General features: G+C 50.9%; 21 protein-coding genes and 5 tRNA genes. 18 read left to right on the forward strand and 8 right to left on the reverse strand.

Annotated elements, in window-relative coordinates; all coding sequences use genetic code 11:
- Positions 1-181: 181 nt before the first annotated feature.
- Positions 182-1,513, forward strand: coding sequence for an NAD(P)/FAD-dependent oxidoreductase (locus tag EG028_RS12335; protein WP_120517018.1), 1,332 nt, complete (start codon positions 182-184; stop codon positions 1,511-1,513).
- A 138-nt stretch (positions 1,514-1,651) separates the two neighbouring features.
- Here EG028_RS12335 and EG028_RS12340 read toward each other — a convergent pair whose 3' ends face one another.
- Positions 1,652-2,938 carry a type IX secretion system plug protein gene (locus tag EG028_RS12340; protein ID WP_120516854.1) on the reverse strand — a complete coding sequence of 429 codons (1,287 nt, stop codon included), beginning with the start codon at positions 2,936-2,938 and terminating at the stop codon, positions 1,652-1,654.
- 42 nt (positions 2,939-2,980) lie between these two features.
- Here EG028_RS12340 and EG028_RS12345 point away from each other — a divergent pair, with 42 nt between their 5' ends.
- Positions 2,981-4,201: an ABC transporter permease gene (locus EG028_RS12345; RefSeq protein WP_120516853.1), complete on the forward strand. Its 1,221-nt coding sequence runs from the start codon at positions 2,981-2,983 to the stop codon at positions 4,199-4,201.
- Positions 4,202-4,258: 57 nt separating this feature from the next.
- On the opposite strand, the gene EG028_RS12350 is transcribed toward EG028_RS12345, so the two are convergent.
- Positions 4,259-4,999, reverse strand: a complete 741-nt coding sequence (locus tag EG028_RS12350; RefSeq protein ID WP_120516852.1) for a TrmH family RNA methyltransferase — start codon at positions 4,997-4,999, stop codon at positions 4,259-4,261.
- A gap of 84 nt (positions 5,000-5,083) precedes the next feature.
- Here EG028_RS12350 and tamL point away from each other — a divergent pair, with 84 nt between their 5' ends.
- On the forward strand, positions 5,084-7,510 hold the full coding sequence (gene tamL, locus EG028_RS12355) for a translocation and assembly module lipoprotein TamL (protein ID WP_123864650.1): 2,427 nt from the start codon (positions 5,084-5,086) through the stop codon (positions 7,508-7,510).
- Positions 7,511-7,567: 57 nt separating this feature from the next.
- Here tamL and truB read toward each other — a convergent pair whose 3' ends face one another.
- The 4 genes from truB to EG028_RS12375 all read right to left on the reverse strand — a co-directional run bounded on the left by truB (position 7,568) and on the right by EG028_RS12375 (position 11,301).
- Complete coding sequence (truB, locus tag EG028_RS12360; RefSeq protein ID WP_120516850.1) at positions 7,568-8,257, reverse strand: tRNA pseudouridine(55) synthase TruB; 690 nt, start codon at positions 8,255-8,257, stop codon at positions 7,568-7,570.
- 314 nt (positions 8,258-8,571) lie between these two features.
- On the reverse strand, positions 8,572-9,708 hold the full coding sequence (locus EG028_RS12365; RefSeq protein ID WP_120516849.1) for an MFS transporter: 1,137 nt from the start codon (positions 9,706-9,708) through the stop codon (positions 8,572-8,574).
- Between the two features lies 1 nt (position 9,709).
- Positions 9,710-10,696, reverse strand: coding sequence for an NAD(P)H-dependent flavin oxidoreductase (locus EG028_RS12370; protein WP_120516848.1), 987 nt, complete (start codon positions 10,694-10,696; stop codon positions 9,710-9,712).
- A gap of 8 nt (positions 10,697-10,704) precedes the next feature.
- Entirely contained in the window at positions 10,705-11,301 is a 597-nt protein-coding gene (locus EG028_RS12375) for a riboflavin synthase (protein WP_120517017.1), read from the reverse strand.
- A 166-nt stretch (positions 11,302-11,467) separates the two neighbouring features.
- Here EG028_RS12375 and rpsU point away from each other — a divergent pair, with 166 nt between their 5' ends.
- From rpsU to nusG, 11 genes are all read left to right on the forward strand, one after another.
- Positions 11,468-11,665, forward strand: a complete 198-nt coding sequence (rpsU, locus tag EG028_RS12380; RefSeq protein ID WP_120516847.1) for a 30S ribosomal protein S21 — start codon at positions 11,468-11,470, stop codon at positions 11,663-11,665.
- Positions 11,666-11,758: 93 nt separating this feature from the next.
- Positions 11,759-12,712 (forward strand): tyrosine-type recombinase/integrase, encoded by a 954-nt coding sequence (locus EG028_RS12385; protein WP_120516846.1) that lies wholly within the window; start codon positions 11,759-11,761, stop codon positions 12,710-12,712.
- 242 nt (positions 12,713-12,954) lie between these two features.
- Positions 12,955-13,254, forward strand: coding sequence for an HPF/RaiA family ribosome-associated protein (locus tag EG028_RS12390; protein WP_120516845.1), 300 nt, complete (start codon positions 12,955-12,957; stop codon positions 13,252-13,254).
- A 232-nt stretch (positions 13,255-13,486) separates the two neighbouring features.
- Positions 13,487-13,560 (forward strand) — tRNA-Thr (locus tag EG028_RS12395).
- A 47-nt stretch (positions 13,561-13,607) separates the two neighbouring features.
- Positions 13,608-13,690 (forward strand) — tRNA-Tyr (locus EG028_RS12400).
- A 95-nt stretch (positions 13,691-13,785) separates the two neighbouring features.
- Positions 13,786-13,858: transfer RNA gene (locus tag EG028_RS12405), tRNA-Gly, on the forward strand.
- Between the two features lie 15 nt (positions 13,859-13,873).
- Positions 13,874-13,945, forward strand: a tRNA-Thr gene (locus EG028_RS12410).
- A gap of 232 nt (positions 13,946-14,177) precedes the next feature.
- On the forward strand, positions 14,178-15,365 hold the full coding sequence (tuf, locus tag EG028_RS12415) for an elongation factor Tu (RefSeq protein WP_120516844.1): 1,188 nt from the start codon (positions 14,178-14,180) through the stop codon (positions 15,363-15,365).
- Between the two features lie 107 nt (positions 15,366-15,472).
- A tRNA-Trp gene (locus EG028_RS12420) sits at positions 15,473-15,543 on the forward strand.
- A 111-nt stretch (positions 15,544-15,654) separates the two neighbouring features.
- Complete coding sequence (gene secE, locus EG028_RS12425; protein WP_120516843.1) at positions 15,655-15,849, forward strand: preprotein translocase subunit SecE; 195 nt, start codon at positions 15,655-15,657, stop codon at positions 15,847-15,849.
- A complete protein-coding gene (nusG, locus tag EG028_RS12430) occupies positions 15,849-16,424 on the forward strand; it encodes a transcription termination/antitermination protein NusG (RefSeq protein WP_120516842.1) in 576 nt (191 codons plus the stop codon). The genes secE and nusG overlap by 1 nt, the downstream gene beginning before the upstream one ends.
- A 72-nt stretch (positions 16,425-16,496) precedes the next feature.
- Here the strand turns inward: nusG and EG028_RS12435 are convergent, their stop codons facing one another.
- The gene (locus EG028_RS12435) at positions 16,497-17,057 is read right to left on the reverse strand and encodes a DUF1579 domain-containing protein (protein ID WP_120516841.1); all 561 of its coding nucleotides are present in this window, start codon (positions 17,055-17,057) and stop codon (positions 16,497-16,499) included.
- Between the two features lie 147 nt (positions 17,058-17,204).
- Entirely contained in the window at positions 17,205-18,278 is a 1,074-nt protein-coding gene (locus EG028_RS12440) for a lactonase family protein (RefSeq protein ID WP_120516840.1), read from the reverse strand.
- A gap of 407 nt (positions 18,279-18,685) precedes the next feature.
- On the opposite strand from EG028_RS12440, the gene rplK reads away from it, so the two are divergent.
- The 4 genes from rplK to rplL all read left to right on the forward strand — a co-directional run bounded on the left by rplK (position 18,686) and on the right by rplL (position 20,962).
- The gene (gene rplK / locus EG028_RS12445; protein WP_120516838.1) at positions 18,686-19,129 is read left to right on the forward strand and encodes a 50S ribosomal protein L11; all 444 of its coding nucleotides are present in this window, start codon (positions 18,686-18,688) and stop codon (positions 19,127-19,129) included.
- 46 nt (positions 19,130-19,175) lie between these two features.
- Complete coding sequence (gene rplA, locus EG028_RS12450) at positions 19,176-19,865, forward strand: 50S ribosomal protein L1 (protein WP_120516837.1); 690 nt, start codon at positions 19,176-19,178, stop codon at positions 19,863-19,865.
- A 68-nt stretch (positions 19,866-19,933) separates the two neighbouring features.
- Positions 19,934-20,506 (forward strand): 50S ribosomal protein L10, encoded by a 573-nt coding sequence (gene rplJ / locus EG028_RS12455; protein WP_120516836.1) that lies wholly within the window; start codon positions 19,934-19,936, stop codon positions 20,504-20,506.
- A gap of 81 nt (positions 20,507-20,587) precedes the next feature.
- Positions 20,588-20,962, forward strand: a complete 375-nt coding sequence (gene rplL, locus EG028_RS12460; protein ID WP_120516835.1) for a 50S ribosomal protein L7/L12 — start codon at positions 20,588-20,590, stop codon at positions 20,960-20,962.
- Positions 20,963-21,063: the final 101 nt, after the last annotated feature.

The following is a 21,063-nucleotide window of genomic DNA, read 5'->3' on the forward strand; positions in this document are numbered from 1 at the left end:
ATGAAGGGAAAACTGATAATTATCATAAAAAGGCGTGCAATAGTGCGCCTTTTTTTATTTAACATATCCTTTGATTTCAAATCTTTCATTTTATACTGAAAGTTTTGTACTTTTGGGAAATATTTCTGATGGTATGGCATTTGTGGCCAGGAATGTTGTACTATCCAAAAACACACAAGTCATGATACAACCGAACATTCCGGACACAGACCTTCCCCGGGTCGTAATCGTTGGCGGCGGATTTGCGGGCATTAACCTTGCGAAAGCCTTAAAAAAGGCCCCCGTACAGGTAGTGCTGCTGGACAGGAACAACTATCACCTTTTTCAGCCCCTTTTGTACCAGGTAGCTACGGCAGGCCTGGAACCCGATAGCATCGCATTTCCCCTGCGGGGCATTTTCAAAAAACAGAAGAATTTCGTTTTCCGCATGGCGGAAGTAAAACACATCAACCGTGAGCAGAACACGCTGGAGACTAATATCGGGGACATCCCGTATAACTATCTCGTGCTCGCTTCCGGCAGTAATACCAACTTCTTCGGCAACAAATTGATCGAAGAACATGCGATTGGCATGAAGTCGCTGATAGAAGCCGTGCAGATCAGGAATTATGTGCTGAAACAATTCGAGGAATCACTGCTGATCAGCGATGAAAAGGAGGTCCGTCCGAAACTCAATTTTGTGATGGTAGGCGGTGGCCCCACCGGTGTGGAGCTGGCGGGTGCTTTCGCGGAACTGCGCAAATACATTCTTCCCAAAGACTATCCCGAGCTGCCGCTGCACCTGATGAACATCTATCTCGTAGAAGCGGGGCCGCGCGTACTGGCCTCCATGTCCGAGGAAACCAGCCGCAAAACCATGGCCAGCCTGGAACATATCGGCGTGAAAGTGCTCCTGAACATCGCGGTGAAAGATTACGACGGTAAAAAACTCCTGCTCAGCAACGGTGATGTGATAGAAACACAGTCCCTGTTATGGTCCGCGGGCGTGAAAGGTATGCCCATTGCAGGTTTGCCCGAAGACGTTGTATTGCCGAACGGCCGTGTGAACGTGAATGATGTGAACCTCGTGGACGGCACCACGAATATCTACGCGATGGGAGACATTGCGCAGATGCTCAATGATAAACGTTTCCCCAAAGGATATCCCATGGTGGCGCAGGTGGCCATGCAGCAGGGCAAACAATTAGGTAAAAACCTGAAAGCCAGCCTGGCGGGCCGTAGCATGAAACCCTTCAGCTACACGGACCTCGGCAGTATGGCTACGATCGGGCGGAATAGGGCAGTGGCTGAATTTGCAGGCATCCGCCTCAGCGGCTACATCGCCTGGATCGCCTGGATGATCGTGCACCTGCTGAACCTGCTGGGCTTCCGTAACAAACTGGTGGTGTTCATCAACTGGAGCTACCGTTACCTCACTTACGACCGTGGTACCCGCATCATCATAAAACGGGGCGCGGCAAACATTGTGAAGCTGCGGCAAAGCGTTTACCAGGCGGACCCGTTAACACCCTGACCGTATTAAAAAAAGGACTGCATGTGTAATACATGCAGTCCTTTAAATAAGTTGGTAGCGTATCCGCCAGGCGGCGGTATATTTTAAAGCCTTGCGCCCTGCTGAGTAAGCGTGAAGCCGCCCTTTCAGCTTTGCATTTTACCGCATCCGGTTGATCAGCGAGTTCATCCGCAGCTGGCCCACCAGCTCATCGTGGCGGCCGCCGAGGCCTTTGTAATACACGAGCACGGTGTACGCGTTTTCCGTTTCCCACCAGTTACCTTCCGTATATTCTGTACTGAATTGATTATTGGTTTTATCAATCAGGCCGTACACATAATTGTAATACCCCTGTTTCAGAAATAAAGCTCCCTCATACGCCTGCTTGGCACCGTTCCAGGTCATTTTGCTCAGCTCGTTGCATTCATAGTCCGTGAGCTGCCCGAAGATGTACATATCATATCCCGCGTAAGGTTCTTTTACGGGGAAGGTAAAATCCACGCGTGCATAATCGCCTTCAAAATTCGGATCATAATCATCAATGGTGGCGGGATAAAACAGCCCGTTGATATCTTTCAGGTATTGATAGATGACATTATCCCGCGGGAAATCCGGCATGACGTGCACATCCGTGGCATTGCGGCGGTAGTCCGTTTTCGCGACCCTTTCCGTTTGCAGGCGGAAGCTGCGGAGGTCCACCCACCGCCATTCTTTCATAGCGGGGAAAATGCAATCCTGCTCCGCGTTATATTCTATCACATCCCCTTTGATGAACATGGGTTTGATGCCGGTAATGGCATTGTCCCAGCGGAAGTTCTGCATGATCACCACTTTCACCTGGTCGAAGGGGTTCTGAATATTTAGTCCTTTGGTGTTCACCTGTACGTTCAGCTTCTGGCTGTTCCTGAAAAGTTTGGGATTGGTGGGCTGGGAGATCCAGCCGGTAACGCCCGCCCTGTTATTGATCACCATCAGCCTGCGTGTAAAGGCGAGGCGGCTGGTATCTCCGTCCAGGTATACTTTCAGGATATAATTGCCTGCTCTTGTGGGCTGGCAGCTTTTATTCGGGATGCTTACCTTATAGTGCACATATTTCTGCAGCGCGATGCTGGAGAAACGGTAATCCCTGATCTGGTTCTCCGAAAAACCGCGCAGGTATTCGATGGTATTGAGCTGGGCAGGTGTCCAGTCCGCATTACAGAGTACCAGCGTATAATAATACGTTCGCACTTCATTCATCAGGTCATCAAAATTCAGCTCGAGGGTTTCGCTACTGTTGAGCGCAATAATGGGGAGCCCCAGGTAGTCTCCGGGCGGGGTGAACTTGACCGTTTTGATGTTCTGGTGATAAATGTGATCCGGGGTTATTTTGTTTTCCTGGGCCTTGATACCGGAAAAAACGAACATCGCCATAACGGTGAAGCATACTAGTGCAACTGTCCTCATAACTGTAATTTACAATGAATTTCTAAATTGTTAAATTGCATCATGCGCGTATCCATGTTTATTGCCGGAAGGATTGCCTTTAACCGGTTCTCTTCCTTTACCAAATTCATCATCAATATCGCTATGATCGCTACTGCTTTCAGTGTGGCGGTAATGATCCTGGCTACGGCAATGATCAATGGGTTTCAGCAGGTTATCTCCGAAAAGATCTTCAGTTTCTGGGGGCATATGCATGTGACCCAATACCAGATGAACGCTGGCCCCCTGGCCGAGCAGGTGCCATTTCCGCAGGAACCCGCCTTCCGCAGCCAGATGCTGGCCCTGCCGGATGTGACGGCCGTGAACGAATTCGCCACCAAATCCGTGATCGTCAAAAAAGGCCGGGAAACGGAAGGGATGATCTTTAAAGGGATCAGCCCGGGCGCCAAAATGGAATTCCTCCAGGAGGGCCGCCCCATCAGGTTCACGGACAGCGGATATGCCGCGGATGTGATCCTGTCCGCCAATACCGCGGCCCTTTTGCAGCTGAAGCTGAACGATGCGGTGATCGTGTATTTCGTGCGGGGGGACGGTCTGCCGCCCCGCGCCCGCAAACTTAACGTCTGCGGCATTTACAAGACCGGCATCGAGGAGTACGACAAAACCTATCTCGTCGGGGACATCAATCTTATCCGGCGGCTGAACGACTGGGCGCCGGACGATATCGGCGGGTACGAGATATTCCTGAAAGATTACCGCAAAATAGACAGCGCGCGCAGCCAGATAGGAGAGATACTGCCTGCGGAACTGGCCATCCGCAGCATGCAGGAGGTATACCCCAATATCTTCGACTGGTTGGGGCTTCAAAACAAAAACGAGATCATTATCCTTGTCATCATGGTCATTGTGGCGGTGATCAACATGATCACGGCCATCCTCATCCTGATACTCGAGCGTACCAATATGGTCGGGATACTCAAAGCCCTGGGCATGCGCAACGGCGCTATCCAGGGGATATTCATCTACCAGGCGGCTTATATCACGCTGGCCGGTGTGATCATCGGGAATGTGCTGGGTATCGGCCTCGCCCTGCTGCAACAATACACGGGCTTTTTCAGGCTGCCGGAAGAATCCTATTACATGTCCGTGGCGCCTATTGCCATTCAATGGTGGAAAGTGGCGCTGATAAACGGCGGCACCCTGCTGATATGTGTGCTGATACTGATCATCCCAAGCCTGCTGATCCGGAACATCCTGCCGGTGAAGGCAATACAGTTTAAATAAGGAAAAGCGGGGAGAGCGGCTTTGCCGGTTTCAAAAGGAAAGCCGGGGCAAACCTCTTTAAATAAGCAGCCGCCCGCAGATAATACCGGTAGCCACCGCCGCGTTCAGAGATTCGGCGTGGCCGGTTCGGGGGATGGTGATGTGATGGCTGCTCCGTTTCAGCACTTCTTCGCTCAGGCCGCGGGATTCGTTGCCTACCAGGATGATGCCTTCGCGGATGGTTTTTGTATGAATGATATTGTCGCCATGCAAGGTGGCGGCATAGGAGGCGACTTTGGGGAATTTATCGAGCAGCGCCGGAATGTCCTGCACGATCACGGGTACACGCATGATGCTGCCCATGGTGGCCTGGATGGTTTTGGCATTGTAGGCGTCCACACTGTCCGGAGAGCATACGATCTGGCGGATGCCAAACCAGTCGGCTATACGAATAATGGTGCCCATGTTTCCCGGGTCCTGGATCGTTTCAAGGGCGAGGGTGACGGCTCCTTCCATTTGCAGGGGTGGTGCTTTGGGGATGTTCACGAGTGCCAGCGCCTGGTTGGGCGTGGAAAGGGAGGAAAGCTGTTTGAGCACAGCGGGCTCCACTTCCTGTATATCAACAGCGGCGGCACTTTCAGCCAGCTCCCGGTGATCCAGCAGCCATTCGCGCGTGGCGAATACGGCTTTTACATCCCGGTGGTCCTGGAGTAACTCCTGCACGATCTTGTCTCCCTCAGCTACAAACTGGCCAAATTTTTGACGGTATTTTTTGTGCTGTAATGAGACAATATATTTAATTTGCGCCTTTGATAACATGGGGTCAAACCTACAAGAAATCCGGCATTCAGCCAACAACCCCGTAGACCGGGCCTTATCAATACCCGTTAATTCAATGCACCAGTGAAGAAAAAGACATACCCATCATACATAAATGTGCCGGGACCGGTGTTGTTACTGATGGTATGCCTGTTGCTGAGCGCCTGTTCCAACACCCGCTACCTGCAAAAGGACCAGAACCTGCTTATCAAAACCGGTGTGGAGATTACCGGTAAACTGCCCTCCACCGAAAAAACAGACCTGAAAAACGATCTCAACTCCCGCTCCCTCATGTTGCAGCAGCCCAACCAGAAGGTGGCCGGCACGCGCCTGAAAGTGTGGCTCTATAATCAAAAGACCTACAAGAAAAAAAGCAACTGGTTCTGGAACCTGGCGCTCAGCGAGCGAAACCTCCAGGCCCCGGTGATCTACGATTCCCTTAAAACAAAAGAATCCGCGGCGCGCATGGTGTCTTACCTGAACAACCAGGGTTACTTTTACGCCACGGTGGGATACAGGGATCCAACCAAAGGCCAGAAGACCAGCCTCACCTACGAAGTGAACACGGGCAAAAATTTCGTGATCAAAAAGATCACCTACGATATTCCGGACACCGCCATCGCCCGCGTGGTAAAAGAAGGCGAACGGTTTTCGCTGCTGCATGTAAACGCGTCTTACAAAGCCTCGGACATTAGCAGCGAGCGTGAGCGGCTCATGCGCCTCATACGCGATGCGGGGTATTATAAGTTCAACCGCGACCTGATCTCTTTTACGGTGGACACGCTCAATAAATCACTGTTCGTAGACCCGCTGAACCCTTTCGAGGTAATGCCTTCCGTACTGAGCTCCGACCTAAGACCCACGCTGGACGTGGAGGTCGTGATCAAAAATCCCGAAGACTCCGCGAACGATCTTACCAAGCTGTTTTACATCAATGACATTTATGTGTTCCCGGACATCCTGTTGCAGGAAAGCGTGAACGATTCCACTTTCACCACCACGAACAGCCGCTTCCTGACCATCAAATACCACCAGAACATCATCAGGCCCAGGGTGCTCACACGCGCCATACAGCTGCGGCCCGGCGCGCGGTATTCCACGGAGGAGTATAATAACACGGTGAACCGCCTGTTTGACCTCAACATCTGGCAGTTTGTGAACGTGCAGTACAAAGACGCAAAAGACACGGTGCAAAAGCTGGACGCATACATCCAGCTCACCCCGCGTAAAAAGCAGGAGCTGAGCGCGAACATAGACCTTACCACGGGCAGCCAGTATTTCCTGGGTAGCGGCGTGTCCCTCGGTTACCGGCACTTCAACCTGAACCGCGCGGCAAACGAATTGCACATCACGCTGAAAGGCGGGCTTGAAGTGATCAGGAACGAAGACAATAAATTTGAAATGCAGGCGCAGGAATACGGCCTCAATGCGGATCTTGTGCTGCCGCGTTTTATCCTTCCGTTCCGGGTAAGACAGAATAACCGCTCTACTTCCAAAACCAGGATATCGGCGGGTTTCAACAACCTGCGCCGTATCGATAGGTTCAATATCCGAACGGTGAACGGCGCGTTTGGTTACGAGTGGCGGGAATCCCTTTACAAAAGCTGGAACCTGAAACCGTTTACGCTCAACTATGTGGGCGTGTCGCTGAACCCGACGTTCAAAGCGGACGTGGTGGACCAGAACCCTTACCTGCAACGCAGCTTCGAGCCCGCGTTCATAGGCGGTGAAGCGGTGACGTATACATTTGCGAACAACGATATTTTTCACAAAAAACAGAATACCTTTTTCAGGATAAACGCGGAAGAATCAGGCCTGTGGCTGGAAGGGGTGAACAGCCTGCTGAACTGGACAACGAACGGGAGAGAAAACCTTGAAACGTTGTCGAAAGTGACGATCTCGCAATTTGTGAGGCTGGAAGCGGATTACCGCCATTACTGGAATTATGCGAAATCATCGGTGGCTACCCGCGCTTATGCCGGCCTGGGCATTCCTTACGGCAAAAGCGATGTACTGCCTTATATCCGCCAGTTCACCTCCGGCGGGCCAAACAGCATCCGTGCATGGCGGCTGCGCACGCTCGGCCCCGGTTCTTTTGTGGACACCACGGAGACAGCCCAGCTGTTCCCGGACCAGACGGGGGATATGAAACTGGAAGGCAATGTGGAGTACCGCTTTGACCTGCTCCGCCTCTTTGGCGGCAGCATGTACCTGAAAGGCGCTACCTTCCTGGACTTCGGTAATATCTGGATGCTGAAAAAAGATACGCTGCGCGACGGTGCTGAATTCCAGTTCAAGAACCTGTACAGGCAAATGGCCATCGGCACGGGCGCGGGCCTGCGCCTGGATTTCAGCTATTTTGTGATCAGGCTGGACTGGGGCATACCCCTCAAAAAACCTTACCCCACGCAAAACAAAAGCGGATGGTACATCGGCGAATGGATGCTGGGAGACAGCCGCTGGCGCAGGGACAACATCATCTGGAACGTAGCGATCGGCTACCCGTTCTGATATACCCGCGGATATTTATTACCGGAGAATTTACGTGCCTGACAATAGCCGGAGCGTTTACCCCGCCTGCTCCTGCGCCTTTTTATACTTTTCAATAAAATCTGTCACTTCTATTGCGTCTTCCAGCCTGAACGCCCCGATACGGGTACGGCAAAGGCTGCTCAGGTGCCCGCCGCATCCTACTGCGGCGCCAAAATCATGCGCCAATGAACGGATATAGGTGCCGGTGCTGCATTGCACCCTGAAATGGACTACGGGCAATTCCACGGCGGTGATCTCAAAAGCATAGATAACGATGGAACGCAGCTCCACCTTTACCTCCACGCCCTGGCGGGCCAGGTGGTAAATAGGTTTGCCGTTTTGTTTGATCGCGGAATGGATGGGAGGCAGCTGCTGAAGCGGACCGGTGAACTGGTCCGCAATGGCCTGGAGCGCTTCTTTATCCAGTGGGGGCACAGGTTTATGGTCCTGCGGCTCCGATTCAAGATCGTAGGTGGGCGTAACGGCGCCGAGGGTGAAGGTGCCGGTGTATTCTTTTTCCTGCGCCTGGTATTCATTGATCTTTTTGGTCATTTTACCGGTGCAGCAAATGAGAAGGCCGGTGGCCAGCGGGTCTAAAGTACCGGCATGGCCTATTTTGGCTTTGGTGGTATTGCGGATCTTGCGTACAACGTCGAAGGAGGTCCATGTCAACGGTTTGTTGATCAACAGCACGGCGCCTTCCTGGAAATTCTGTGTTTCGGGCATATTGCAAAGATAATGTGTATTTATACGGAAGCGAAAATTAGGGTTTTCTTTCAGGTTGTCTTACAGCCAAAACCGCCACAGGTCGCATAGAGAGCGATGATGTGATAGTATTTTGCCTTTTGCCTGGAAGTAACGGCGCAATTACTGGGAATGACTTGTAACATAGTATGGTGGCTATAGGATAGATACAGGCAGGGCGGAGTTGAGGTGGAGATGAGGCGGACTTGATCTGGAGATAATTTGGGTAATATGCTATCAGGTGCCTGCCGTCCGACCAGGCACGGTTTGATGGAGAGTGGCTTTGGGACTGCTTTTCAGGCTTTTTTTCTGGCGGCGAGGATGGAGATCATTAATCCCATCAGGGCAATACCTGCAAACGAAGCTCTGAGCCCCGCGGCCTGCGCAATGAACCCGATAATGGGAGGCCCCGCCAGGAACCCCAGGAAACCCACAGTGGAAACAGCGGCCAGCGCCATACTCTGGGACATCGTGGTGCTTCGTCCCGCCTCGCTGTACACCAGCGGGATCACGGTGGATACCCCCAGTCCCACAAGAAAAAAGCCGATGGCGGCGGGAATGGGTTGGGGAAGCAGTACCGCCAGCAGAAGCCCAGCGGCGGTGAGCAGCCCGCTGCCGCGAAGCATGCCGGTAATACCATAACGACGTGTAAGCCAGTCGCCGTTGAGCCTGCCGAAAGTGGTAGCCAGGGTGAACGCGGTGAACCCCATGGTCACCTGCCCCGGGGCTGCATGAACGGCTTTTACGAAATAAACCCCGCTCCAGTCGTACATCGTGCCTTCGCAGATCATGCAGCAGAAAGCAATAATGCCAAGGCCGATGAGGGTTTTGTCCGGCTTTACAAAGATTGGCGGCCGCGAAGTATCCAGCTGCGCAGGCTCCGGCAGTGCATAGCGGTAAGCAAAGGCAGTGATCACCAGCGCTATGGCGGAAATAAAAAAGAAGTGCATGGAAGGAGGCACAAAAAGATTCACCATCAACGTACCAATACCTGCGCCTGTAAGCCCTGCAAGGCTCCAGACGGCATGGAAGGAGGACATGATAGTTTGCCCGTACAGCGCTTCCACGGACACGGCCTGCGTGTTTATAGAGATATTACCCAGGTTCCCGATAAAACCGAATACAAACAAAATGGCCCCGAGAATGAATGGGTTGCCCGCCAGGCCTATCAGGGAAAGGAAAGCTGCGTACAGCAGCGCAGCTGCCAGCATCACCGGCCTGCTGCCCGTGCGGGACACGAGCCAGCCCGCGAACGGCAGCGATAGCAAGGCCCCGATGGGGATACACAGCAGCAAAGCGCTGAGCCCGGCTTCACTGAGCCCGTGCCGCTCCTGGATGGCGGGAATACGCGATCCCCAGCTGGAGAAACACAAGCCGTTCAGGAAAAAAAATGCGCTTACGGCCAGCCGGGCGTGCCATTTGTTGATAATCATATTATCTGAAAGCCTGTATTGTTTCGTTGTATTCTTCCATCAGGCGTTCTACGATCTCTTCCACGGACGAAATGTCGTTCACCATTTCCACGCTCTGGCCCGCGCTCCACAGCTGGTGATAATTGTTTGGCTTCACGGCTTTTTCCAGCAGCTTCATGCCTTTCAGCTGCACCATCATCTTGAAATACTTGCGGGTGCGCGGGTTGCGGCCCAGCCATTTTTCCCAGCCGGTTTGTTTGTAGCCCATTTTCTGCGCGGCGGGGGTGTTGATGATGTTGCAGGGTGTGCCGGAGAGGCGTTCGGTGAGTACGATATCTTCCATCCCGTGCTCAAGGATGGCCTGTTTGTATTCTTCGCTCACGGTAGCTTCCGCGCTGGCGATAAAGCGGGTGCCGATGCTCACTGCGTCCGATCCCAGTACCATGGCGCTGGCCATTTGCCGGCCGGTGGCGATGCCGCCCGCGGCGATCACCGGGATTTCAGGGAAAGCGTTCCTCAGAGCCGGTACGAGTATATGCATGGGGTAGGGGCCGGCATGGCCGCCCGCTCCCGCGCACACGGCGATAAAGCCGTCTGCCCCGTTCTGGGCCGCTTTTTCGGCATGTGCCAGGTTGGTGATGTCGCAGATCACTTTGGCGCCGTAGCTGTGTGCCGCGTCTATCACATCGCGCGGGTTGCCGAGGGACGTGATATAAAAGGGGACTTTGGCGGCTACACAGGCGTCCAGGTGTTTTTTATAGAGCGGGTTTGTTTTCTGTACGATCAGGTTCACCCCATAAGTACCATGCGGGTGCTGTGCTTTTGTTTCATTGAGCCTTTCCAGCAGGGCGGGCAGCTCGCCTTCCTTCCGGTAGTTCAGCGAAGGGAAAGTGCCTGCGATCCCGCTGCGGATGGCCGCTTTCATCATGGGCTCGTTGCTCACGAGGAACATAGGGGCCATAATGACCGGGTACCTGATGCCCAGGCTCTGCGTGATAGATGGATTCATGCTGTTATTTAATGGCTTGCGCGCGTTATTAACTGCCGGGCAACATATTTGCCCAGGATGTCAAACTCAAGGTTCACGGTATCGCCGGGTTTCAGGTATTGGATATTGGTGTGCTGGAAAGTGTAAGGTATGATAGCCACGGTAAAAGCATCGTTGCTGATATCAAACACGGTCAGGCTGATGCCGTTCAGGCAGATGGAGCCTTTTTCCACGATCAGCGGTGCAAACTCAGGCTGGAAACCGATGCGGTACAGCCAGGAGCCGTCCTGCTCCGTTACGGACTGGCAGGTGCCGGTGCCGTCCACATGCCCCTGGACGATGTGCCCGTCTATTCGGCTATTGAACACCATGGCCCTTTCAAGGTTCACGGAGTGGCCGGGCTGAAGGCCGCCCAGGTTGGTTTTCTGGAGGGTTTCGGTTACCGCCACGGTTTTATATTGCTGGTCCTCCACCGCGGTGACGGTGAGGCAAACGCCGTTGTGAGACACGCTCTGATCTATCTTTAATTCCTGTGCCAGGGGGGAGTGAATGGTCAGCTCCAGGTTGCCGCCCTGCGGAACAGCCGCGGCAATGGTCCCCATTGTTTCGATGATTCCTGTAAACATAATCATCAAAGTTACTGACGAATTGGGTAATTTTGCAGTCCTGGTAAAGGCAGGGTGTGTAGATAAAGGAGAGGAGAAGAAAATTTGTTGAATAGGAGATTGGAAATTTGGCAAATAAAAGAGGAATACATATCTTTGCCGTCCGTAAAAAACTTAAAGGAGATTTATGTTAATTATCGATTCCAAAGATTGCGAAAACATTGACAAAGCGCTCAAAAAGTACAAGAAGAAATTTGAGAAAGCGAAAATTTTGCTGCAACTGAGAGAGCGTCAGTCATTTACGAAGCCGTCTATCCGTCGCCGCACCCAGGTGCTGAAAGCTGTTTACAAGCAGCAGGTGGCTACCGGCAAGTATGACGTATAGTTAAAACGAGCCAGTATTTAAATTTCAATACACAAAATTGATGATTGTAAGGTTTTCGATAACTTTACAGTCATCAATTTTTTTGTGTTGGGTATGAAAGAAACACTTCCACCGGTTGCACAGGGCTTCCTGGCTTATATAGAGCTGGAGAAGCGGTATTCCAGGCACACCGTGGAATCCTACGGGCTGGACCTCTTCCAGTTCTTCCATTATCTTTCCGCGCATTATGGGGAGCTTCCGTTAACCAAACTCACCCATTTCCATATACAATCCTGGCTGGCCCTGGGGCTGGAGCCGAAATATCCTTCCCATTCCAAAAAGAAACAACCTGAGCCGGTAACGCCCGCTACGATCCGGCGGAAGATCTCCACGCTCAAATCCTTTTTCAAATATGCCGTGCGCAAGGGCGAGCTGGCGCAAAGCCCGATGGCGAAGGTGGTGAGCCCGAAAATGCGGAGCCGCCTGCCGATGTTTGTAGATGAAAAGGCGATGCAGCAGGTGGAAGAGAACCATGCGGAGGGGGAGCAGCTGTTCGCGGACGACTTTGAAGGGGCTACGCAGCGGCTGATCGTGGCGCTGCTGTACCAGAGCGGTATGCGCCAGGCGGAGCTGCTGGGGCTTACGCACCGCAGCATGGACCTGAGCAACAGCCAGATGAAAGTGCTGGGAAAAGGCAATAAGGAGCGCATTATACCCCTCAGCCAGCCCTTGATAGCGATGATCAGGGAGTACGATGAAAGGCGGCGTAAAGAGGCTGGAAATACGGAGTCCGGACAATTGCTGGTACGGGCGGACGGGAAAGGCATCACCAAGGCTTTTGTGTACCGTACGGTACGGGCTGCGCTGGACAGGGTAACGACGATTTCTAAGCGGAGCCCGCATATCCTTCGGCATACGTTTGCCACTCACCTGATGAATAACGGGGCGGACATCAATGCGGTAAAGGAATTGCTGGGTCATGCGAGCCTGGCGAGCACGCAGGTATATACGCACAATACGATCGAGAAGCTCAAAAAAGTGCATCAGCAGGCGCATCCCAAGGCATAGCTGATAAATATCAATAATTTTATTGACAAAAGAGATGGCTGCGGCTGACGGGGATCAGTGGCGGAGGGGGAAAGTTGTGTTACCATTGCATTATTCTGATTTTAACAAAATTTTTCGGGGCAAAATAGGAAAGGGATGGAAAGTTTGGTAAATTAGTAATCCAGTTCTTTACATAAAAAATACGCCTATGATGGACGACTACATGCTAGAAACTAGATTGTTAAATGTTAAATTTTAGTGCTATGAATGTTCAAATTCAAACTGTGCGTTTCGATGCTGACGCCAAACTTATTGATCATGTAAATAAGAGAGTACAGAAGCTTTCCACCTTTTATGACCGGATCGTCAATGTTGAAGTGTTTTTAAAATTAGATCAGTTAGCCCACCAGGTTAAGGACAAGATTGCAGAAATTAAAGTGCACATTCCCCGCCACGATTTCTTCGTTAAGCATGAGAGCAAATCCTTCGAAGAGAGCTTTGACCTTGCGTTTGATAGCCTTGTTACCCAGATCAAACGACAGAAGGAGAAGAATTTACATTAAAATCCTAAAAATATTTTGGAATTAATTTTCTCTTTACTACCTTTGCCATCCCGATTCAAAAAGGGATCGGCGAAGGTAGTAAAGTTCTTTACTGTAGGGCATTTTAGCCAACTTATATCGGGTTTAAGGCTAACATCCTGGGGGTGAAAAAAATATTTGTTTCTTAAAAAGATTCACACTTATTTTGCGACTCCTTTTACGAGGATGTGAAACTTTTTCTTGATAGAAAATTGCCAGCATAGCTCAGTTGGCCAGAGCTACTGATTTGTAATCAGTGGGTCGGGGGTTCGAATCCCTCTGCTGGCTCGCAAGTGTTTCCGGGGTTAAAACCGGGTGCGAGAATTTTTTAAGTTGGGCAGGTTCCAGAGTGGCCAAATGGGGCGGACTGTAAATCCGCTGTCTTTCGACTTCACAGGTTCGAATCCTGTCCTGCCCACACCAATTATTACTTTCAAGCGAATTACGAAAGATTGGTCAATGGAAGAGTGAGAGCTCGGAGTTGATGGATGTGCGTAATTCGTATTTGAGTATGCGGGAGTAGCTCAGTTGGTAGAGCGACAGCCTTCCAAGCTGTAGGTCGCGGGTTCGAACCTCGTCTCCCGCTCAGAAAAAAAAACTTGCTGTTGTAGCTCAGGGGTAGAGCACTTCCTTGGTAAGGAAGAGGTCGTGAGTTCAATTCTCATCAACAGCTCAAAGAGTTTCGGATGCAGGGTAGCCGGATTATCCTTCGGGAGGTCCCGGGGCCGGTGTCCGAAATTTGAAGTTTAACTAAGCCGGTAAGCTCAATGGGTGAGCATCCCGACCGTAATCGGGGAGGAACGGGTTCAATCCCTGTAATTGGCTCAAGTTTGTTGTGATTTGCTTTATTTAAAAAATTATATCAAAAAAGTAAACTTTACAAACCATCTTAAAAAAAACATACAATGGCAAAAGAAACCTTTAAGCGGGATAAACCCCACGTTAACATTGGTACCATCGGTCACGTTGACCACGGTAAAACTACCTTGACTGCTGCCATTACTACAATTCTGGCAAACAAGGGCTTGGCTGAGAAGAAAGGATATGACGAGATCGATGCGGCTCCCGAAGAAAAAGAAAGAGGTATCACTATCAATACAGCTCACGTAGAGTATCAGACTACAAACCGTCACTATGCGCACGTTGACTGTCCTGGTCACGCCGACTATGTGAAAAACATGATCACCGGTGCTGCCCAGATGGACGGTGCTATCCTGGTGGTGGCCGCTACAGACGGTCCCATGCCCCAGACTAAAGAACACGTACTGCTGGCCCGCCAGGTAGGTGTTCCCCGTATGGTGGTATTCATGAACAAAGTAGACCTGGTAGACGATCCGGAACTGCTGGAACTCGTTGAGATCGAACTCCGCGAACTGCTGAATTCCTATGGCTTTGATGGCGACAACGTTCCCATCATCCAGGGTTCTGCTACCGGCGCTCTCGCAGGCGATCCCCAGTGGGTGGCTAAAATCGACGAACTGATGGAAGCTGTGGATACTTACATCCCCCTGCCTCCCCGTCCCGTTGACCAACCGTTCCTGATGTCCGTAGAAGACGTGTTCTCTATCACCGGTCGTGGTACTGTTGCTACCGGTCGTATCGAGCGCGGTCGCATCAAAGTGGGTGAAAACGTTGAGATCGTAGGTCTGATCCCCGAGTCTCTGAAATCTACCTGCACTGGTGTTGAAATGTTCAAAAAACTGCTGGACGAAGGTGAAGCTGGTGACAACGCCGGTCTGCTGCTCCGTGGTATTGAAAAAACCCAGATCCGCCGCGGTATGGTTATCTGCCAGCCTGGTTCTATCACTCCGCACACAGACTTCAAATGTGAAGTGTATGTACTGAGCAAAGAAGAAGGTGGCCGTCACACTCCGTTCTTCCAGAAATACCGTCCCCAGTTCTACTTCCGTACAACTGACGTAACCGGTGAGGTTGAACTGCCCGCAGGTGTTGAAATGGTTATGCCCGGCGATAACATCGGCCTGGTAGTTAAACTGATCCAGCCGATCGCTATGGAAAAAGGTCTGAAATTCGCGATCCGCGAAGGTGGCCGTACCGTAGGTGCAGGTCAGGTAACTGAAATCCTGAAATAATCAGTAGCAATACTGACACATAAAAAAAGTCCGTTAGCAAGTAATAAGTAATCAATAGTAGATTATATTTGCCAGAGACGAACATTGCGGCTAACGGCTTTTTAAATACGGGTATGGTGCAACGGTAGCATACGGGTCTCCAAAACCTTTGATCTGGGTTCGAATCCTAGTACCCGTGCGGAATAAAAAAAATGAATTGCCGGAAAGTTAAATCGCTGGTTTTTTACGGAACACCTGCCATTTTTCTCCACGGCAATTTTTATCGTTCATATCAGGATAACTTATTACCATGAACAAAATTTTCAGCTATTTCAGGGAATCATATTACGAACTGGTCCATAAAGTATCCTGGCCAACCTGGCGGGAGCTGCAATCCTCTACCATGATCGTTCTGATCGCCACTATCATCATTACCCTGATGGTATGGGGCATGGATAGTGCTTCTCACCTTGTTTTAACGCAATACTATAAACTGTTTTCATAATGGATGAAGCCCAAATCCCCACTCAGCCTGCTCAGGAAACCAAATGGTACGTGCTGCGCGTGGTGAGTGGCAAAGAGAAGAAAGTAAAGGAATACCTGGACATCGAAGTTCGCCGCAGTGACTGGGGCAACGTGATCACCCAGATCTTCCTGCCCGTGGAAAAAGTTTACAAAGTGCAGGCCGGTAAAAAAGTAATGCGCGAAAAGAACTTCTACCCGGGTTATGTGATGATCGAAGCCATTGACGGTAAAATGAATGACGAAGTGATCCAGGCGATCCGCAACGTATCCGGCGTGATTCATTTCCTTGGAAAAGAAAAACCCATCGCTCTCCGCAAATCAGAAGTGAACAAAATGCTCGGTAAAGTGGATGAGATCTCCGACCAGGGCCTCACCATGAGCGAACCGTATATCGTCGGCGAAACCATCAAGATCATCGATGGCCCGTTCAACGACTTCAACGGTGTGATCGAAGAAGTACTGGAAGACAAAAAGAAACTGAAAGTAACCGTGAAGATCTTCGGCCGCGCCACACCGGTAGAGCTGAACTTCATGCAGGTAGAAAAGATCAGCTAAGCTGTTCAAACATATTCAAAAAAAGCCGTCCCGGTTGGGACGGCTTTTTTAATGCGGTAATACGTGGGATCATCATTTGCGGGTGAACTTCAGCTCCATGCTTTTAAATTCCGTCCCGTTTGCCATCGAGTACATTTCCATAACCTGGTTGTTGTCATCCACCCATTTCACCACCTGCCTTACAGGCATTGCTTTTCCGGCTATGGCATCCGTGGCGGTGCCGGTGAAGGTAATGGTCCGGGTGGCATCGTCCAGCTTTCCTTCCAGGTACATAACGCCCGTGCCCATGTTATCGATCCAGGTGGTGATAAATACTTTCCTGACGTTGTCATAACCCAGTATGCCGGTACCTTCAAAAGGCTGGCCATCCATGGTGCTGGTATAACGGCTTTCCTGGTAACGGCCGCCCATGATCATCTTATTGGTGCAGGAGCCGGTGGTGGTCATTGGCGGGGCGCCGGGCGCCATCCAGAAGGTCATGTCCGCTTTCCATTCGCCATCGGCCATGGCGATCATCTTTTGCATAGAACCGGGGGTGGCGTAATCCATCCAGGCTTTCATGGACGCTTCGTCCTGGGAATGCGCTGCGAGCGCAGTGAGCATTGCTGTGAGTGCTAACAATATGCGTTTCATAATTCGGGGTGTTTTTTGGATCATGAAGGTACGCAATACTTGTTTTAGCAACTTTTTAGATGGTGCCACATTTAATTTGTTGTCAACACCTTGGAGGGGCGGGAAGAGTCACGGCGATAGCTGTTTTGCGCCTCGCCGTGTAACCTTTTATTCTACCCATTTCAGGCAAACGGGGGTGGGGACGGACAGCTCTTCGCCGGTAGGGCTCAGCAGCCCGGTTTTAGTATCCCGTTTAAAAAACACGATGGTATTGCTTTTCTGATTCGCGGCCAACAGGTATTCCCCGTCCGGCGTGATGAGGAAGTTCCGCGGCCCGATACCTAAAGTAGGCTGGTGGCCGGCGAGGCTGAGCGTTCCGTCTTTTTCACTGATCTTATATATGGAGAGGTTATTCAGATCGCCGCGGGTGGACATATAGAGGAACTTCCCGTCCGGCGACACATGGATGTCCGCGCTGCCGAAATCCGAGCCTTTATAATCCGCCGGAGCGCCGGAGATTGTCTGGAGATGAGTAAGCCGGCCGTTGTCGTAGCTGAAGGCGGCCGTTTTGCCGCTGAGCTCCAGCACGAGATAGGCATAACGCCCGTTGGGGTGGAATACGAAATGACGGGGGCCTCCGCCGGGCTCCACGCTGATAAATGGCTGGGCAGCGGGCTGAAGGGGGCGCATCTTGCGGGAAGGCTCAAAATCGTATATCATTACTTTATCCGTTCCGAGGTCGGGGACAAAAAGTTGTTTGCCGTCGGGGGAGAAGTTCACAGAATGCACGTGGGGAGCTTTCTGCCGTGATTCCACGGGGCCGGAGCCCTGGTGAACGATCTGCTGGACGGGTGTGCCAAGGGCGCCGTCCGCCTGAACGGGCATTACGGTGAGGCTGCCGCCGTTATAATTGCCGGTGAACACGAAGCGATTGCCCGCGTCGGTGCTGATGTGGCAGGGGCCTGTGCCTGTGCCGGTCTGCTGGTTAATTTCGGTGAGGGTGCCGGCGCTGCGGTTAAAATTATAAGCAAACGCGCTTCCCGGGCTGTTTTTCCCGAATTCGCTGACGGCGTACACCCGTTGCTGATCGGGCGAGAGGGCCAGGAAAGAGGGGTTGGGAATGCCTTCGGCGGTATCCGTGGGGATAAAACGGCCGGTGGCGGGGTCTTTCTGAAAGACATAAATGCCTTTGCTGCCTGCGGAAGTGTAGGTGCCGACGAGCAGGAATTGTTTTTTCTGCATTGGTTTGGGAGTTGCGAAAAGGGTTAGGAGTAAAATGGTAGTAATGATTTTCATACGGGAAGATGTTCTGGGATCAAAATACGGAAAATTTCAGGGGGTTGATAGTTTAATAGGGGCGGGAGCGAAAGGGGAGGGAGTTATGTTGGGAAATGCGGGAAATGACGTATCTTTGACCTTCGAACGTTCCGGTATATATCGTTCGTTTTCAATAGGATAGCTATTAAAATTTATCCCAATCCCCGTATAATAGCAAAAAAAATGCCGAACTCCAAACATTTTTTGTTATTCATTTGAAATATACATACCTTTGCATCCCCCTTAAAATGTCTTTCAGAGACTTTTGAGTTTTGGGAGTTTTGCGGCTGGTAACGGCTGCGGAACGTTTAACCAAATTAAAAAACAGACTAATGGCTAAAGAGATCGCAACGTACGTGAAATTGCAGGTTAAAGGCGGCCAAGCCAACCCTGCACCTCCGATTGGTCCCGCTCTGGGTTCCAAAGGTGTGAACATCATGGAGTTCTGCAAACAGTTCAACGCCCGTACCCAGGATAAAATGGGTAAAGTGCTGCCTGTATTGCTGACCGTTTACACAGACAAATCCTTTGATTTTGTAATCAAGACGCCTCCGGCTCCCGTACAGCTGCTGGAAGCTGCCAAGATTCAAGGTGGTTCTAAAGAACCTAACCGTAGCAAGGTGGGTAAAGTATCCTGGACACAGGTAGAGGCAATTGCCAAAGACAAAATGCCTGACCTGAACTGCTTCACGCTGGAAAGCGCCATGAGAATGGTTGCCGGTACCGCCCGCAGCATGGGTATTACCGTAGATGGTAAAGCTCCCTGGGAAAACTAAATTGTTCACCCTGTTAAAGCAGGTTAACTTTTAAATCATTGTAGAAATGGCAACTAAGAAAAGAAAAGTGGCTGACGTTAAGGTGGACAAGAATAAATCCTATAGCCTGAAAGAGGCTTCCACTCTCGTTAAAGACATTAACTGTACTAAATTCGACTCTTCCGTCGATTTACATATCCGTCTGGGCGTAGATCCCAAGAAAGCTGACCAGGCTATCCGCGGATCCGTTACGCTTCCCCACGGTACTGGTAAGACCAAAAAAGTACTGGTTCTCTGCACGCCCGATAAAGAGGCTGCTGCAAAAGAAGCTGGTGCTGATTTCGTAGGTCTGGACGAATTTATCCAGAAGATCGAAGCAGGCTGGACCGAGATTGATGTAATCATCGCTACTCCCGCTGTAATGCCGAAGATCGGTAAACTGGGTAAGATCCTGGGCCCCCGCAACCTGATGCCTAACCCGAAGACCGGTACTGTTACGAACGACGTGGCAGCTGCTGTAAACGAGGTAAAAGGCGGTAAGATCACCTTTAAAGTGGACAAAGCCGGTATCATACATGCTTCCATCGGCCGTGTCTCTTTCGCTCCCGAAAAGATCGAAGAGAATTCACAGGAGCTGATCAACGCGATCATCAAGCTGAAGCCTTCCACCGCGAAAGGCACATACCTGAAGGGTCTGTCTATGGCCAGCACCATGAGCCCCGGTATCGTTATTGACACTAAATCTGTTCAAAACTAATTGACCGCCCTGTAGCCGGAGCCTTTTGTGGCTGAGAAGGCGAAACGGTCAATGACAAACACAAAGCAATGAACAAAGATCAAAAGAATGAGGTAATCGAACTGCTGAAAGGCAAGTTTGCTCAATACAACAACTTCTACATCACCAATACAGAGTCTCTGTCGGTAGCGCAGGTGAACCACCTGAGAAGGGTATGTTTCGATAAGAATGTGGAAATGAAGGTGGCTAAGAACACCCTCATCAAGAAGGCGCTGGAAAGCCTGGACAATGAGAAATATGCAGGTATCTACGAAGCGCTGAACGGCGTTACGGCCCTGATGTTCTCAGACAGTCCGAAAGAACCGGCCCTGATCATCAGCACTTTCCGCAAGGAAAACGCTAAACTGGAAAAACCCGTTCTGAAAGCTGCGTTTGTAGCTGAAGAGATCTACCTGGGGGACAACCAGCTGGCTAACCTGGTGAAAATCAAGACCAAGAACGAGCTTATCGGCGAAGTTATCGGTCTGCTGCAATCTCCTGCAAAACGCGTTATCGCTGCGCTGCTTGAGAAAGGCAAAAAAGAAGAAGGTGGCGCTGCCGTTGCAGAAGCTGCCGCACCTGCACCGGATGCTCCGGCAACTGATGCACCCGCTGCGGAGTAATTCCGGGGCGTATAACACTGGCTTCCAAGTCACAACATAAACAATTACAACATTTTAAAAAATTTCAAAAAATATCATACAATGGCAGACGTAAAAGCATTAGCTGAACAATTAGTAGGTCTTACTGTTAAGGAAGTACAAGAACTGGCAGATGTTCTGAAAAACGAATACGGTATTGAACCTGCTGCTGCTGCAGTAGTAGTTTCTGCTGATGGTGGTGGCGGAGCCGCTGCTGCTGAAGAAAAAACTGCATTTAACGTAGTACTGAAAGCTGCTGGCGCCAGCAAGCTGAACGTAGTGAAAATCGTTAAAGATCTGACAGGTCTCGGTCTGAAAGAAGCCAAAGAACTGGTTGACGGTGCGCCGAAAGCAGTGAAAGAAGGCGTTAGCAAGGCAGAAGCTGAAGATCTGAAAGCGAAGCTGACTGAAGCTGGCGCTGACGTTGAAATTCAGTAATTCTTTGTTTAGTATACATCATTTTTAAGGTCAAAAAGTGCTTCGGTACTTTTTGGCCTTACTCCCTTTGGGAAGGTGGTGTTTCAGGACGTCCGGCAAAA

Origin of the sequence: Chitinophaga barathri (genome assembly GCF_003807585.1) — a bacterium.
GTDB classification, from domain to species: Bacteria; Bacteroidota; Bacteroidia; order Chitinophagales; family Chitinophagaceae; genus Chitinophaga; species Chitinophaga barathri.

What these genes read in the sequence shown, in the direction of transcription:
- rpsU (WP_120516847.1), top strand. Translation starts at nt 11,468, where the DNA reads ATGTTAATTATCGATTCCAAAGATTGCGAAAACATTGACAAAGCGCTC.
- nusG (WP_120516842.1), top strand. Translation starts at nt 15,849, where the DNA reads ATGGATGAAGCCCAAATCCCCACTCAGCCTGCTCAGGAAACCAAATGG.
- secE (WP_120516843.1), top strand. Translation starts at nt 15,655, where the DNA reads ATGAACAAAATTTTCAGCTATTTCAGGGAATCATATTACGAACTGGTC.
- EG028_RS12370 (WP_120516848.1), bottom strand. Translation starts at nt 10,696, where the DNA reads ATGAATCCATCTATCACGCAGAGCCTGGGCATCAGGTACCCGGTCATT.
- EG028_RS12375 (WP_120517017.1), bottom strand. Translation starts at nt 11,301, where the DNA reads ATGTTTACAGGAATCATCGAAACAATGGGGACCATTGCCGCGGCTGTT.
- EG028_RS12390 (WP_120516845.1), top strand. Translation starts at nt 12,955, where the DNA reads ATGAATGTTCAAATTCAAACTGTGCGTTTCGATGCTGACGCCAAACTT.
- truB (WP_120516850.1), bottom strand. Translation starts at nt 8,257, where the DNA reads ATGCCCGAAACACAGAATTTCCAGGAAGGCGCCGTGCTGTTGATCAAC.
- EG028_RS12350 (WP_120516852.1), bottom strand. Translation starts at nt 4,999, where the DNA reads ATGTTATCAAAGGCGCAAATTAAATATATTGTCTCATTACAGCACAAA.
- EG028_RS12435 (WP_120516841.1), bottom strand. Translation starts at nt 17,057, where the DNA reads ATGAAACGCATATTGTTAGCACTCACAGCAATGCTCACTGCGCTCGCA.
- EG028_RS12385 (WP_120516846.1), top strand. Translation starts at nt 11,759, where the DNA reads ATGAAAGAAACACTTCCACCGGTTGCACAGGGCTTCCTGGCTTATATA.
- tuf (WP_120516844.1), top strand. Translation starts at nt 14,178, where the DNA reads ATGGCAAAAGAAACCTTTAAGCGGGATAAACCCCACGTTAACATTGGT.
- rplK (WP_120516838.1), top strand. Translation starts at nt 18,686, where the DNA reads ATGGCTAAAGAGATCGCAACGTACGTGAAATTGCAGGTTAAAGGCGGC.
- EG028_RS12365 (WP_120516849.1), bottom strand. Translation starts at nt 9,708, where the DNA reads ATGATTATCAACAAATGGCACGCCCGGCTGGCCGTAAGCGCATTTTTT.
- EG028_RS12440 (WP_120516840.1), bottom strand. Translation starts at nt 18,278, where the DNA reads ATGCAGAAAAAACAATTCCTGCTCGTCGGCACCTACACTTCCGCAGGC.
- rplA (WP_120516837.1), top strand. Translation starts at nt 19,176, where the DNA reads ATGGCAACTAAGAAAAGAAAAGTGGCTGACGTTAAGGTGGACAAGAAT.
- rplL (WP_120516835.1), top strand. Translation starts at nt 20,588, where the DNA reads ATGGCAGACGTAAAAGCATTAGCTGAACAATTAGTAGGTCTTACTGTT.
- EG028_RS12335 (WP_120517018.1), top strand. Translation starts at nt 182, where the DNA reads ATGATACAACCGAACATTCCGGACACAGACCTTCCCCGGGTCGTAATC.
- rplJ (WP_120516836.1), top strand. Translation starts at nt 19,934, where the DNA reads ATGAACAAAGATCAAAAGAATGAGGTAATCGAACTGCTGAAAGGCAAG.
- EG028_RS12345 (WP_120516853.1), top strand. Translation starts at nt 2,981, where the DNA reads ATGCGCGTATCCATGTTTATTGCCGGAAGGATTGCCTTTAACCGGTTC.
- EG028_RS12340 (WP_120516854.1), bottom strand. Translation starts at nt 2,938, where the DNA reads ATGAGGACAGTTGCACTAGTATGCTTCACCGTTATGGCGATGTTCGTT.